General features: G+C 55.0%; 11 protein-coding genes and 1 pseudogene. 8 read left to right on the forward strand and 4 right to left on the reverse strand.

What is annotated here, in order from left to right; translation table 11 throughout:
* Positions 1–15 precede the first annotated feature (15 nt).
* From HU725_RS13515 to HU725_RS13525, 3 genes are all read left to right on the forward strand, one after another.
* A complete protein-coding gene (locus HU725_RS13515; RefSeq protein WP_186478146.1) occupies positions 16–1,626 on the forward strand; it encodes a 5-guanidino-2-oxopentanoate decarboxylase in 1,611 nt (536 codons plus the stop codon).
* 32 nt (positions 1,627–1,658) lie between these two features.
* The gene (locus HU725_RS13520) at positions 1,659–3,143 is read left to right on the forward strand and encodes an aldehyde dehydrogenase (RefSeq protein ID WP_186478145.1); all 1,485 of its coding nucleotides are present in this window, start codon (positions 1,659–1,661) and stop codon (positions 3,141–3,143) included.
* A gap of 106 nt (positions 3,144–3,249) precedes the next feature.
* Positions 3,250–4,035 (forward strand): SDR family oxidoreductase, encoded by a 786-nt coding sequence (locus HU725_RS13525; protein ID WP_186478144.1) that lies wholly within the window; start codon positions 3,250–3,252, stop codon positions 4,033–4,035.
* A gap of 178 nt (positions 4,036–4,213) precedes the next feature.
* Here HU725_RS13525 and HU725_RS23175 read toward each other — a convergent pair whose 3' ends face one another.
* The 3 genes and pseudogenes from HU725_RS23175 to HU725_RS13535 form a co-directional block, all read right to left on the reverse strand.
* Positions 4,214–5,053 (reverse strand): methyl-accepting chemotaxis protein, encoded by an 840-nt coding sequence (locus tag HU725_RS23175; RefSeq protein WP_437180335.1) that lies wholly within the window; start codon positions 5,051–5,053, stop codon positions 4,214–4,216.
* Between the two features lie 18 nt (positions 5,054–5,071).
* Positions 5,072–6,097, reverse strand: a pseudogene (locus HU725_RS23180) (HAMP domain-containing protein); the annotation flags it as partial.
* A 142-nt stretch (positions 6,098–6,239) separates the two neighbouring features.
* Positions 6,240–6,596, reverse strand: a complete 357-nt coding sequence (locus HU725_RS13535) for a RidA family protein (RefSeq protein ID WP_186478142.1) — start codon at positions 6,594–6,596, stop codon at positions 6,240–6,242.
* A gap of 301 nt (positions 6,597–6,897) precedes the next feature.
* On the opposite strand from HU725_RS13535, the gene HU725_RS13540 reads away from it, so the two are divergent.
* The 3 genes from HU725_RS13540 to speB all read left to right on the forward strand — a co-directional run bounded on the left by HU725_RS13540 (position 6,898) and on the right by speB (position 10,598).
* Positions 6,898–8,289, forward strand: a complete 1,392-nt coding sequence (locus HU725_RS13540; protein WP_186478141.1) for an amino acid permease — start codon at positions 6,898–6,900, stop codon at positions 8,287–8,289.
* 36 nt (positions 8,290–8,325) lie between these two features.
* The gene (locus HU725_RS13545) at positions 8,326–9,447 is read left to right on the forward strand and encodes an aminotransferase (RefSeq protein WP_186478140.1); all 1,122 of its coding nucleotides are present in this window, start codon (positions 8,326–8,328) and stop codon (positions 9,445–9,447) included.
* Between the two features lie 236 nt (positions 9,448–9,683).
* Entirely contained in the window at positions 9,684–10,598 is a 915-nt protein-coding gene (gene speB / locus HU725_RS13550; RefSeq protein WP_186478139.1) for an agmatinase, read from the forward strand.
* Between the two features lie 566 nt (positions 10,599–11,164).
* Here speB and HU725_RS13555 read toward each other — a convergent pair.
* Entirely contained in the window at positions 11,165–11,728 is a 564-nt protein-coding gene (locus tag HU725_RS13555; RefSeq protein WP_186478138.1) for a PAS and helix-turn-helix domain-containing protein, read from the reverse strand.
* Positions 11,729–11,887: 159 nt separating this feature from the next.
* On the opposite strand from HU725_RS13555, the gene HU725_RS13560 reads away from it, so the two are divergent.
* On the forward strand, positions 11,888–12,856 hold the full coding sequence (locus HU725_RS13560; RefSeq protein ID WP_186478137.1) for a dipeptidase: 969 nt from the start codon (positions 11,888–11,890) through the stop codon (positions 12,854–12,856).
* Positions 12,857–12,885: 29 nt separating this feature from the next.
* Positions 12,886–14,202: an MFS transporter gene (locus tag HU725_RS13565; protein ID WP_186478136.1), complete on the forward strand. Its 1,317-nt coding sequence runs from the start codon at positions 12,886–12,888 to the stop codon at positions 14,200–14,202.
* Positions 14,203–14,291: the final 89 nt, after the last annotated feature.

The following is a 14,291-nucleotide window of genomic DNA, read 5'->3' on the forward strand; positions in this document are numbered from 1 at the left end:
CAAGCGGAGATTCAAATGACAACCTGTGCGGAGTATTTGGTTAATCAATTGCAGGCCTGGAGCGTCGACACTGTATTCGGCATACCCGGGGTGCACACCATTGGTCTATATCGCGGCCTGCCCAAAAGCAGCATTCGCCATGTTACCCCACGCCATGAGCAAGGCATCGGCTTCATGGCCGACGGCTACGCCCGAGTAACCGGAAAACCTGGCGTGTGCTTCTGCATTACCGGCCCAGGCATGACTAACATCGCCACAGCATTGGGCCAGGCCTACGCAGACTCAATTCCTATTCTGGTGATTTCCAGCGTCAACGAGCGCAGCCGATTGGGATTAGGCAATGGCTACCTGCATGAGCTGCCAAGTCAGCGCAATCTGATCGCGGGTGTTACCGCGTTCAGTCATACCGTGCTGAGCCTCGAACAATTGCCCCAGGTTCTGTTGCAAGCCTTCAGCCTGTTCAGAAGCGGCCGCCCGCAGCCGGTGCATATCGAGATCCCTCTGGACCTGATAGAACTCGACGCCAGCCACCTGCCGATTCTCGAACTGCCGCGCCAAGGCCGCTTGGCCCCCGATCCCGAGCTGATCAGCGCAGCAGCCAAGCTGTTGCTCAGCGCGGAGCGACCGCTGCTGCTGGTTGGGGGCGGCTGCCAGGCATCATTCGAGAAAGTCCGCCTACTGGCAGCTGCCCTCGATGCGCCTACTGCTTGCACGATCAATGCTAAGGGCGTCCTGCCCAACGGCCATCCATTGGCACTAGGCAGCAACCAGTCACTAGACCCCGTGCGCAGGCTTGCCGCCCAAGCCGACGTGATTCTCGCAATCGGCACCGAACTGGCAGAAACCGACTATGACGTGGTCTTCAACGGCGGTTTCAAGCTAAATGGAAAGATCATCCGTATCGACGTCGATCCGACTCAGCTCAATCGCAACTACGTGCCGAGCATCGCGCTGCCGGCAGATGCCGAGCTGGCCATCGATGCGCTGCTCAAGCACTTGCCGGTCCGTACCCTGAGCCACGAAAGCGTTGGCGCCCAGCGCGCAGCAGCTGTGCGCGAAGAAATTCTCCAAGATCTACAGGGGTGGGCGGATTACACACACCTGTTCGACGTGATCAACCAGGCTCTCCCCGATGCGCGCTACGTTGGCGACTCGACCCAGACCGTCTACAGCGGCAACCACTTGGTCGAGCTAGACGGCCCGCGTCGCTGGTTCAATGCCTCTACAGGCTACGGCACGCTGGGTTATGCATTGCCTGCTGCCATCGGCGCCAAGATTGCCGACCCGCAATCGCCAGTGGTCTGTCTGATTGGGGATGGCGGCCTGCAATTCACATTGGGCGAAATGAGCAGCGCCATCGAAGCCAATGCCCCCATCATCGTTCTGCTTTGGAACAACAACGGATATGGCGAAATCAAGACCGCGATGGAGCGCCGAGACGTCCAACCACTGGGTGTGGATATTTACACCCCAGAGTTCAAAGCCATCGCCCAGGGCTTCGGCTGGAAGGCTGTTCGTGCCAGCGATCACCAGGACCTCTCTAGCTTGTTGGTCGAGGCCGCACAAAGTCGCGTGCCGACCCTTATTGAAGTCTGTGAAGCCGCACCATTCGCCACCGCGCAGTAAGTCGAGCATCGTTGCTGAAAATAGGAGTTCAAATGTCGTTAAGTGAATGGCAACGCAAAGCATCCGTCTTGAAATTTGAAGGCCGTGCATTCATCGACGGTAGATACCTCGATGCCGTGGGCGGCCAGCAATTTGCCTGTCACAGTCCTGTCGATGGCCGCTTGTTGACCCAGGTCGCCAGCTGCGATCAGGCTGATGTCGAGATCGCTGTAGTAGCTGCCCGTCGTGCCTTTAACAGCGGTGAGTGGAGTCAGTCAGCGCCAGCCGAGCGCAAGAGAATCTTGCAACGCCTCGCTCGACTGATAGAGGCAAGCGCCGAGGAGCTGGCACTCTTGGAAACGCTGGACATGGGCAAACCCATCAGTGACTCCCTGGCCCTGGATATACCCGGCTCCTGGGAGTGTATCGATTGGACCGCCGAAGCCATTGACAAGGTCTACGGTGAGGTTGCGCCGGTCCCCACCAACCAACTCGGCCTGATAACCCGCGAGGCGGCGGGCGTGGTTGCCGCCATCGTGCCTTGGAATTTTCCGCTTCAGATGGCGTGCTGGAAAATTGCACCGGCGCTGGCCATGGGCAACTCGGTGATTCTCAAACCCTCGGAGAAGTCGCCGCTGACCGCCATTCGTATCGCCGCCTTGGCCAAGCAGGCGGGTATCCCGGATGGTGTGTTCAACGTGCTGCCAGGCTTTGGTCACAGCGTCGGCAAAGCACTTTCCTTGCACCAGGATATCGACGTGCTGGCGTTTACCGGCTCCACTGCCGTGGCCAAGGTACTGCTTGAAGCCGCAGGCCAGTCCAACATGAAGCGTGTTTGGCTAGAAGCCGGCGGCAAGAGCCCACACATCGTCTTCGCCGATGCCGACCTGGACCGTGCCGCCGAGGCCGTCGCTGCCGGCATCGCTTTCAACCAAGGCGAAGTGTGTACCGCAGGCTCTCGCCTGCTGGTGGACGCATCGGTCAAGGATCAATTGCTGGCGAAAGTGCATCAGGCACTGCAAGCCTGGCAACCGGGCCACCCGTTGGATCCGCAGACCCGCGTCGGCGCCATCGTCGATCATCAGCAAATGGAAAAGATCCTCGAATACGTGCAGATCGGCAAGAATGAAGGCGCACAGTTGAGCTGCGGCGGTGTCCAGACCATGGCCGAAACAGGCGGTACCTACGTGATGCCGACCATCTTCGACGGTGTGAGCAGTGCGATGCGCATATCCCGCGAGGAAATCTTCGGGCCGGTGCTGAGCGTGCTGACCTTTACAGATGAAAGCGAAGCGATTGCGATCGCCAACGACAGCGAATACGGCCTCGCGGCAGGCTTGTGGACGACTCATCTCGGACGAGCGCATCGGGTCGCTAAAGCGCTCCGAGCAGGTAGCGTATGGGTCAACCAATACGATGCCGGCGACATGACCGCGCCCTTTGGCGGCTTCAAGCAATCGGGAAATGGCCGTGACAAGTCGCTGCATGCGTTCGACAAGTACAGTGAACTTAAGGCCACCTGGATCAACCTCGACTAGCTAAACCGCTCTCTTCTCGCAATCCCATCACGATGGCCTCCGCAGCGTTCGTCGAGCGCTCTGGGGTGATGAGTACTCCAATAATCTAACGCCGGAAAGATCATCTATGGACATGAAGCTCGAAGGTCTGCGGGCCGTGATAGGTGGCGGCAGCTCAGGGCTTGGGCTGGCCTCAGCCAAAGCACTCGCGGCTGAAGGTGTGCAGGTCTGCCTGGTCGCACGTGACGAGGTAAAGCTGCGGCAGGCGGTCGACCAGATTCGTGAGAGTGGCGGCGTCGCGGTCAGTGTAGCGGCTGACCTTTACGATGTAGATGCCATTCAGGCAACCGTCGATGCCATTCACGCGGCAATGGGCACGCCAAATATTTTGCTGCTGAACAATGGGGGGCCTCCACCAGCAGCAGCGGCCGCCTTCGATGCAGCCCTGTGGCGTAGGGAAGTCGAAGGCCAATTGTTGTCATCCATTGCCATGGCGAATGCCTTTGTGCCGCAGATGAAAGCGCAAGGCTTCGGCCGAGTAGTATTAATTGCCTCCACTAGCGTAGTCGAGCCTATTCCGGGCTTGGCCCTGTCGAATAGCCTCAGAGCAGGGTTGGCCAACTGGGCAAAGACTTTGGCCAATGAACTGGCGGCCTTCGGCATTACGGTGAATACACTGCTCCCCGGATCGTTCGACACTGCACGTACGCGCGACCTGCTAACCCGAGCTGCCATCGAATCTGGCCGCACTCTTGCTGCACTGGAGGCGGAAGAAAGTCTACAGATTCCAATGCGTCGCTATGGCGCCCCGGAGGAGCTAGGCGCTCTGGTTGCGTTTCTAAGCAGCCCACTGGCGGGATACATCACCGGCGTACGCATTGCAATTGATGGAGGCCTTTGCAGGACCGCCTGAGCCCGATGGCGTTAGTGGATGGGATATGGCTGCGCAGTAATCCAGATAACAAACCGGTCGTATGGCCGAGTGCCCATGGCGCATCTGGTTCCCGACCAGGTTGTCGTCGATGGGCACACATCTGCACATGGTTTCAGAAGGATCGGCCACCAATTGCGTCCTTCCTCCTTCTCTCACATCAAAGCCTGAAGCCGGACACAAGCCCGCGGAGGCACTCAACCTGCTGCTGTAACCGCGCACAAGCATCAAGTGTTTCACGCAGGTTCTCGACTCCCCTCCTGTTCAGTAGATCCAGTTCAGTCGTATCGGAACTGATCACGTCAGCCACAGCACTCTGCTCTTCGGTCGCAGCTGCAACTGAATGATTGATGCCATCGATCTCACCGACAATTGTATTGATGCTCCCAAGGCGGACGCCAGCCTTCTGCGCGATGTCGATGCTTTCTTTTCCGTAATGCTGACTGTCCTGCATTTGTGCAACCGAGCGCTGCGCCTCTTCCTGTAACTCCTCAATGAGGTGCTGCACCTGGCGAGCAGATTCCTGTGTGCGGTGCGCAAGACTGCGAACCTCATCGGCAACAACAGCGAAGCCGCGTCCGGCCTCACCAGCTCTTGCAGCCTCAATTGCAGCATTGAGAGCCAGCAAATTTGTCTGCTGGGAGATACCCGTGATCACATCGAGTATCTGCCCAATGCCTGCCGTCTTGGCATGAAGCAAGTCGATGCTGTTACCAGAGGCGCCAATCAGCTGGGTCAAACGATCAATCGCTTCGATCGTGTCCGTCAGTACTGCATAACCAGACTCTGCCTGGTCGCGAGCACTGACAGTTCGTTGAGACGCAAGCGCTGCATTCTGAGCAATATCCTGTGTAGCAGCACCTAGCTGTTGGATTGCAGTCACAACGCTGCTTGTCCGGGTGCTTTGCTCGGATGAACTACTGAGCGACGCTTCCGACGCCTGCGTAACTGCACGCACGCCTTGATCTACCGCCTTCGTTGCATTGGCCACCTGCTGCATGGACTCATGAACCCTGCCTACGAATCGGTTGAAAGATTGAGCGAGTGCGCCGAACTCATCATTGCTCCGGCTAACCAACCTGACGGTCAAGTCCCCCTCCCCTTGAGCGATGTCGTGCATAGCATTACTCATTGTGCGCAGCGGCAGCAGCAACCTTTGGACCAGTGCACCCAACAGGGCTATCACGACTAAAACGGCCACCATCAGAGTGATGTATGTAACGGTTCTAGAAGCCTCTACTGGTGCGTAAGCTTTCTGTTTATCCACTACCAATCCAATGCGCCAATCCAGGGATGGAAGGCCTCGTACAGGTATGAACATCAATAGCTCATCACCACCCGAAATTTCCTGGAGACGGTCCAACAACGATGCTTGAGCTTCAGGGATCACATCTTCAAGACGACGCATGGACATGGAAGGGTCAGGGTGCACTAGCACTTTCCCGTCACCGCTCACCAAGAAGGCGTACCCCATGCCTTTGAGATCTGCTGCGTTGATGATGTCTACAACACTTTTGAGCGCCACATCCGCTCCAGCGACCGCCAGAACCTGTCCCCCGATCTGGACTTTATCCACGATCGATACCAGCAACTCACGCGTAATGCTGTCTGCGTAAGGCTCGGTGATAGCCACACCAGATGCTGCCATGCCCAGCTCGTACCACGGTCGTAACCGTGGATCGTACCCAACTGGCATTGGGTCATCCGGAAACGTCACGAATGCACCGTCCTGCCAACCCACGAACGAGGCTAAGAAGGTTTGCTTCATTGACTGCAAGGAAAGATATGGCGCCACGGCCTGAGAATTAGGGGACAGAGCAGCTGCCTGGGCGAGGTTCTCTACCAACAATGTCCTGCCCGATATCCAATGCGAGATGCTTGAGGCGGAATCCGACCCTACTGCCTGAAGGAACTGTTGAACGCTTTTACGGATTTCATCGCGCTGTCTAGATTCGCTGATGACGGCGAACGATGAAAACACAACGAGCACGATCGCCGATGCCGCGAGCACGATTTTGTGCCCGAACCTGAGATGTAAGCCCATACCTTAGGATCCGATAAGAATGCGGAAACGTTGCCGTCGGCGGGCATCTTGAGCTACCCGATACGGGCAACGGAGATTTTGTTGTTCTTGTCTTCACGACCGAGGCAGTGATCGCCTACCGATTACTGCCCCAGCAAGACCGTCAGGCTGGCAAAGCTGCAACGATCGAGATTTCCACGAGAATGCCAGGCTCGCACATTTTCGCTTCGACAGTTGCACGCGCAGGGCCCTTACCGGCAGGCACCCATTGATCCCAGACATCATTCATGCCGCCGAAATGAGCGTCGATGTCCTTCAGATAAATAGTCGCGGACAGGACGTGATTCTTGTCGGTCCCAGCCTCATCCAGCAGTCGCTCGATATTTTGCAGCGTTTCCCGGGTTTGCTGCGCGATGCCTGCTTGGAAGTCATTCGCAACCTCGCCGGACAGATAGACGGTGCCTTGGTGCTTCACCACCAAGCTCATGCGCTTGTCGGTGTGCAGGCGTTCAATACCCATTCGTGTCATTCCTTATCTTGTTGATCTAGCTCGATTTCATGAGACCAGCCCAGCGTCAGCTGTGGTGAAGGTGAGAACAGCCACCGCCGGGGGTAGCCACTTTTTACCTTCAAATGGAATTATTGTCTACCTTGGACTTTTAGGATATAAATGAACCCACAACAACGATCAACGCGTCAGGCCATGGCCGATAGCGGGCCGACTGAGCAACCTGGCGCTCCAGCAGCAGCTCAAGCGTGAGAAAACAAGAATGACAAGTCCCCTCGAACGTCCTCCTCGTAAGAATGAATTCCGAAAGGATATGCAGACTCGTCACCTGGTCATGTTGGCCATCGGTGGCACCATCGGTACCGGGTTGTTTCTTGCTTCCGGTTTTACCGTCGGTCAAGCAGGGCCTTTAGGTGCAGTCATCGCATATGTCATTTGCGCGGTGATGGTCTATTGCGTCATGTGCTGTCTAGGTGAACTCGCCGTGCACATGCCGGAAACAGGCTCCTTCAGTGCGTACACCACACGGTTCGTAGGTCCTGCTTCGGGCTACGCGGTTGCTTGGTTGTATTGGTTGAGTTGGGCAACTGCCATTGGCTCGGAACTGCTGGGAGCAGGCGTATTGATGGAACGATGGTTGCCCGGAGTTCCCGTCTGGGCCTGGGCGGCAATGTTCGGAGTGGTGATCACGGTCAACAATCTGTCCTCGGTGAGGGCCTACGCTGAAACAGAGTTCTGGCTGTCCCTGATCAAGGTCATCACGGTAATCGTCTTCATTGTCGTAGGTGGTCTGGCGATCAGTGGCGTGATCTCCGGCGGCGACCCGCAGACGACAGGCCTGGCGAACTTCACTAGGGAAGGCTGGTTCCCAACTGGCTTCAGCTCCGTCGGGCTCGTGCTACTGGCTGTGGCATTCGGTTTTGCGGGCACCGAGGTGATCGGCATTGCTGCTGGCGAAACGGCAAACCCACAGCGCACCATCCCTCGTGCACTGAATGGAACTGTATTGAGGCTGGTGCTTTTCTTCATCGGGACCATCCTAGTCATCTGCATGATGCTACCGCGAGAGCAGGCTGGCGTATCCGAGAGCCCGTTCGTCGTGGTGTTCAGCAAAATTGGCATCCCCTACGCAGCTGACATCATGAATTTCGTAATCATCACTGCGCTTGTATCGGCTGCAAACTCTGGCCTCTACGCCGCTGCGCGCATGCTGTGGACACTCGGTGATCAAGGCCAACTGCCCCGCAGCTTTGCCCGACTGAACCGACGCGGCACTCCTACAACTGCAATTCTTTTCAGCATGGTTGGCGGAATCGCGGCACTGATGAGTAGCGTATGGGCAGCTGAGACGGTCTATCTGGTGCTGGTATCTATCGGCGGATTCGCAATCGTCGCGGTGTGGGTCAGCATCGCTGTCTGCCAAATCCTATTCCGTCGAGACCACATCCGCCGCGGGGGCAAGGTCGAAGACCTGAGTTACCGCGTGCGCTGGTACCCGGTTGTCCCTGTAATCGCCCTGATCTCTTGCTTGGGAGCATGCATCGGGATCGGCTTTGACCCTGAGCAGCGCATCGCGTTGTACGTGAGCCTGCCTTTCATTGCCCTTTGTTACGGTGGTTATTACGCCACTCAGCTGTACAAGAACTGGGTTGCAGCCAAGCACAACACACGCTCGTTGAGCGACGCCCGCGACACAGTGTCCTGAACCCCCAACCATCCCTGAAAATCATAAGAGCACACTATGAAGATTAAAGAGTTCGGCGTAGAAATCTGGATGAACGCCTACGAAACCAAGTGCAAATACAACTTGGCCGAAACCTGCGTCGAGTCCATCACCATCGAGCAATTGCTGGATTTTGCCGGCAAGAAAGAAACCATCCTTTCTGAACTGCTTCCGATGAAAATGACTTATGGCGCAATCGAAGGCTCCGACCGTCTGCGCAACGTTGTTGCATCGCTCTACGACAACCAGTCGCCCGAGAATGTCATCATCACTCACGGGGCAATTGGCGCGAACGCTCTGGTGCATGAGACGCTGGTCGAGCCTGGCGATCATGTCATTTCGGTTGGACCTACCTACCAGCAGCACTACTCGATTCCGGAAAGCTACGGCGCCGACGTCTCGATTCTGCGCTTGCGCGAAGAAAATGCATTCCTGCCCGACTTGGAAGAACTCCGTGGCATGGTTCGCAAGAACACCAAATTGATCGCACTCAATAATCCTAACAACCCTACAGGCTCGTTGATGGATCGCGCGATGCTTGAACAGATCGTCGAGGTCGCACGTTCGGTTGACGCTTGGCTACTTTGCGATGAGGTATACCGCGGGACTGACCAAGTGGGAAATGGCTACACAGTATCCATCGCTGACCTGTACGAGAAAGGAATCAGCACCGCGAGCATGTCCAAGGCATATTCGCTCGCTGGCCTGCGCCTGGGCTGGATCGTTGGCCCCGTAGAGTTGATCCACGCCGTTTCGATTCACCGAGACTACAACACCATCAGTGTTGGCATGCTGGATGACCACTTTGCCTGCATCGCACTGGAGAACCGTGACAAGATCCTCGCTCGTAACCATGCTCTCACCCGTACGAACCTGGAGATTCTTGACGCCTGGGTTGCAGACGAGCCGAAGGTTTCATACGTCAAACCCAAGTCCGGCACCACTGCCCTGCTAAAGATCGATGCTGATATCTCTTCTCGTGATTTCTGCGTCCGCTTGCTGGATGCCAAAGGCGTGATGTTCACTCCAGGTAGTGCGCTCGATATCGAAGGCTATGTACGGATTGGGTATGCAAATAACACTGAGGTGTTGAAAGAAGGCTTGGAAAAGGTTTCTGAATTCTTGCGCGAGTTGCGCTGATCCAGATGAAAGCCCGGATAACCTCCGGGCTTTCATTCATCTTTACGACCCCATTTCACTTTGCGCCGCCCAAGCAGTAGGCGTCGCTTCATCAAGATTGCTCACTCTTGCGCCTACCCCTACAACTTGATGGCGTTCCAACGAGTTAGCTTGTCAATTTATTTGATGACAATCATCTTTTACCATCAAGAAAATACGCTTAATTTTACCGACATCACTCAAAGTAGAGCGCAAAAATGAGTAAGCCAACTTTCTCCTTGTTACCCACGTTTCTTGGCGTCAGACGCACGGATATTGATGCAGACTACGTGATCGCGGGTGTGCCGCTCGATATCGCCACCGTCAATAGAGGCGGCGCCCGAGAGGCACCCTCAGCGATACGTCGCGCCAGCCGGATGCTAGCAGATGGCGGACATCCTGAAACGGGCTTCGATCCGCTGAACCTCGCTCTCGCAGACGCAGGCGATTTTAACATCGCATTGGGTGAGGTTGTTCAAAGTCTCGAACTCATCGAGGCCCAGGCACACCCAATCAAGCATTTGATTGCTCTGGGCGGAGACCATGGCATTAGTCTGGCGCTCCTCAGAGCGCTAAAAAAGAGGCTTGGCAAACCTGTACGAATAATACATTTCGATGCCCATGTTGATACTTGGCCTGACAGCTTCGGACAGAAGTACGGTCACGGCTCTGTATTCTATAATGCAATCCAAGAAGATCTGGTGGACGCTCATCATTTTGTGCAAGTTGGAATTCGCTCGCCGGTACAGCCCGAAGTACTTCGCTGGACCCTAGAGCAGGGAGTTACCATCCTCTCAGCGCAGACTGTTCACGAAATCGGTACAAGCGCTGTCGTGGAACGGATCCGCCAAAGTATGGGCACACACGAGCCTGTATATCTGAGCTTTGATATCGATGCGCTTGACCCATCGTATGCGCCAGGCACGGGCACCCCTGAGGTTGGCGGCTTGGCTTCATGGCAAGTTCAGGCGATTCTACGAGGGCTCAGAGGGTTGAACTTCGTCGGGATGGATATGGTTGAAGTAGCACCTCCCTATGATCATGCTGAACTAACTTCTTTGGCGGCGGCAACGATAATCTGGGAGTACCTATGCTTGCAAGGCCCCGTTGTCGATACAGTTTCCGAGCAATGAAAAATTCAAGCTCATGACTGCGCGCAACACGATAACAGCCCAGAAAAGGAGCCCTCTTAAATAAGCAACCTAGCAATTCCTCTTGAAGACGCCAGCTTTTAATTGCAATAGCGACCGCTCCTTGTGTGCACTATTGCTTTTAATATCTTTTTGACGCGCAGCTAGCCCTCTTCATCAGACAGTACATAATCTGGAGCATCTCACCCGCATACCTCGCGGCCGTAGCTTCGTACATATTAATCGTTTCACCCGTCCCTTGAAGCCCCATCAGTTGTATCTGCATTGCCGTGAGCGAATGCAGGCCAAGGGTCAGCCGAATGGACGCATCAGAGGCTGAGCCGAGCAAAATAGCGCGCCACGCAGGCAACGTGTCCTTTTTTGTAAGGCGCCTAAAATCGTGCCAGGCCGACTTTTTAAATTTCAGCTATTAACTATAAAATCCTCAGCCTTATAAGGTTTATGGTCAACTATAGATGATTATAGGTTCGACTTTGCCTTGCGCTACCGCACTACGCATGGACCCGGAAAGCGAGCCCTCAGCGCCTGACGGATTAGGCGTGCCCGCCTCAGTCAATCAGCTTTTTGATCAGGTCGGCCGTGGTATTCACACCGTACTTTTTGAGAAGGCTTGCCCTGTGAATGTCGACGGTACGGGGGCTAATTCCCAGCTCCCTCCCGATTTCCTTGCTGGTTCCTCCACCGATGACCAGAGCTGCGACATCCCGCTCTCTCTTCGTGAGTGACGCGGCCACCTGATTGTCTCGGTCAGATGGCGACAAATCAACGAACGCCCAAGCTGCAAGCTCGTATGGATCCTCTCGGTTGAAAGCGTATCCACGGACCGTGACCCAAAAGTGCGTACCATCTACTCGGCGCATGATGCGGTCATCGGTGAAAACCACCTGGCGGGCAAGCAGTGGCTCAATTCGCTTTCCAGCGCTCTCGAAATCCTTTTCTTCTGGGTACAACACAGCAAACGACTGGTCGACGATATCCTCACGCCCTGCCCGGAACAGCTCTAGCGCGCGCTCATTACACTCAACCATGATCCTATTCTTGGCCACGATTACAGCCACGGGAAGATGAACAAACAGCTCACCGTACTCGATCTCTGTCTGTAATAGTTTCATTTTGGTGCCCTGGTGTCCTTCCTAAGCGAAACACGCACGATTTTGGACCAAATCGCCAACGGAATCCTCCACGATTACCTAGGTAATCGTTACCTATAGACCTACGTTATCCCAGTTTCTATAGTTTTGTCATTACACAAGCAAGACGGGAAATTAGAGATGAGCCTGCATAACGATTCCATCGTAGTGGACGGACTGGTTGTGTCCAAATGGAGCGAAGACGTATTTAGAGACATGAGAAAAGGTGGCCTCACGGCTGCAAACTGTACCGTATCTATCTGGGAGGACTTCCTTGGTACGTTAGATAACATCATTGACTTCAAGAAACTTATAGATGCGAACTCTGACCTTGTAACACTGGTTCGAAACACAGCAGAAATCCATGAAGCCAAAGCCAAGGGAAAAACCGGGCTTATCATAGGTTTTCAGAACAGCCATTGCTTTGAGGATCGCATTGAATATGTAAGCGTATTCAAAGAGCTAGGGGTCGGGATCTCCCAGCTCACCTATAACACCCAGAACTTAATAGGGACGGGGTGTTATGAGCGTGATGGAGGCCTCTCCGGTTTCGGCCATGAGATCGTTGCGGAGATGAACCGTGTAGGGATTTTGGTAGACCTTTCACACGTCGGACCTCTTACCTCCGACGAGGCCATTCGTGCGTCTTCAAAGCCCGTCTGCTACTCGCACTGCCTTCCCTCTGGGCTCAAAGAACACCCCCGCAACAAGTCCGACGAGCAGCTGAAATTCATCGCTGACCGCGGAGGGTTCGTCGGAGTGACTATGTTCCCGCCGTTCCTGAAGCGAGGAATCGAAGCCACAGTGGATGACTACGTTGAGGCTATTCAATACACCCTAAACGTCGTTGGCGAGGATGCAGTGGGAATCGGCACTGATTTCACACAAGGCTATGACAAGGGATTTTTCGACTGGATCACTCACGACAAGGGATCCTATAGGAAGCTCACCAATTTCGGCCCGATTTTGAACCCACTGGGTATTCGCACCCTCGGCGAATATCCGAACCTAACAGAAGCCATGCAAGCAGCTGGGATGAAGGACCGGGTGATTCAAAAGGTATTGGGAGAAAACTGGCTTCGCCTTCTGGACGACGTATGGAGCGTTTGACAGCCCCTTAACCTGATCGAGGCACTACAATGTATAATCAACAGCCTTACTTATCAGAGCGTGTCGAAACCGTGACCGCTTCGCCAATCGACGAGAATGCGCTATATCGCAAAGTAATCTGGCGCCTGGTTCCTTTTTTACTGATTTGCTACGTCATCGCTTACCTTGACCGCATTAATGTCGGCTTCGCTAAATTGCAAATGCAAGACGCGCTCGGGTTCAGTGATGCTGTTTACGGCTTAGGTGCGGGAATATTTTTCGTCGGCTATTTCCTTTTCGAGGTCCCGAGCAATTTACTCTTGCAGAAAATCGGAGCCAAAAAGACAGTAACGAGAATTATGGTTTGTTGGGGCGTAGTAGGATGCATGATGGCATTCGTCACCACGCCAATTCAATTCTATGTTTTGCGTTTCCTGCTCGGGGTGTTCGAAGCCGGATTCTTCCCTGGCATCGTTTACTATCTTGGCTGCTGGTTCCCTGAAGCTCGCCGAGGTCAGGTTTTGGGCATGTTCATGGTGGGAATTCCTGTTGCGGGACTACTGGGTGGGCCTGTCTCGGGTTGGGCCATGCAGAGCCTCGACCTGGTGGCACAAATGCAAGGATGGCAATGGCTTTTCATCGTTGAGGCACTACCAGCCATAGTTCTAGGCGTCATTGCTTTCCTCGTACTGGACGATAGCATCGACAAGGCGGGCTGGCTGAGCACACCAGAGAAGCAGGTACTTCTGGACGCGCTATCCAAGGACTCAAAAACAAACACCAATCACGCAGCTTCGCTGGGCCAACTACTACGTAGCAAGAAACTGTACACCCTGAGCTTCTCCTACTTCGCGTTTATCTGTGGCACCTACGCAGTCAGCTTCTGGCTACCGACCATGCTGAAGGTCGGCGGAGCCGTGACACCGGCTGAAATTGGGTGGCTCTCGGCAATTCCCTATACCGCAACCGTGGCTGTGATGGTCCTTCTATGCCGACATTCGGACTCTAGTAGCGAGCGGCGCTGGCACACCGCCGTACCCGCAGTTTTCGGAGCAATCGCTTTAGCTTTGCTGCCGGCGGCTGGTACCAATCTAGTTGCAGTGGTGGCCCTCCTCACGATGGCCACCGCCGGAATCGTGTCGACTATGCCACTCTTCTGGTCCTTAGCCTCTGACGCATACTCTGGAAGCCCCAATGCAGCTGCTGCAATTGCACTCATCAACAGCCTGGGGCTGATCGGCGGATTTGCCAGCCCAGCAGTAATGGGCTGGATCAAATCCAGTACCGGCTCATTGAATAGCGGCCTTTATCTGGTAACCGCAGTCATCATCTTGGGGGCAGCTGCGGTACTGCTGTCGAGAAAATAGTCTTCCTCCGCCCTTCTCCACAGGCACCCATCAGGCCAATTGCGTTCTGATGGGTAGCCTTGCATCCCCTCAGTTAGCTCAATCGCGCT

This window comes from Pseudomonas promysalinigenes (assembly GCF_014269025.2).
Taxonomy (GTDB): Bacteria; Pseudomonadota; Gammaproteobacteria; order Pseudomonadales; family Pseudomonadaceae; genus Aquipseudomonas; species Aquipseudomonas promysalinigenes.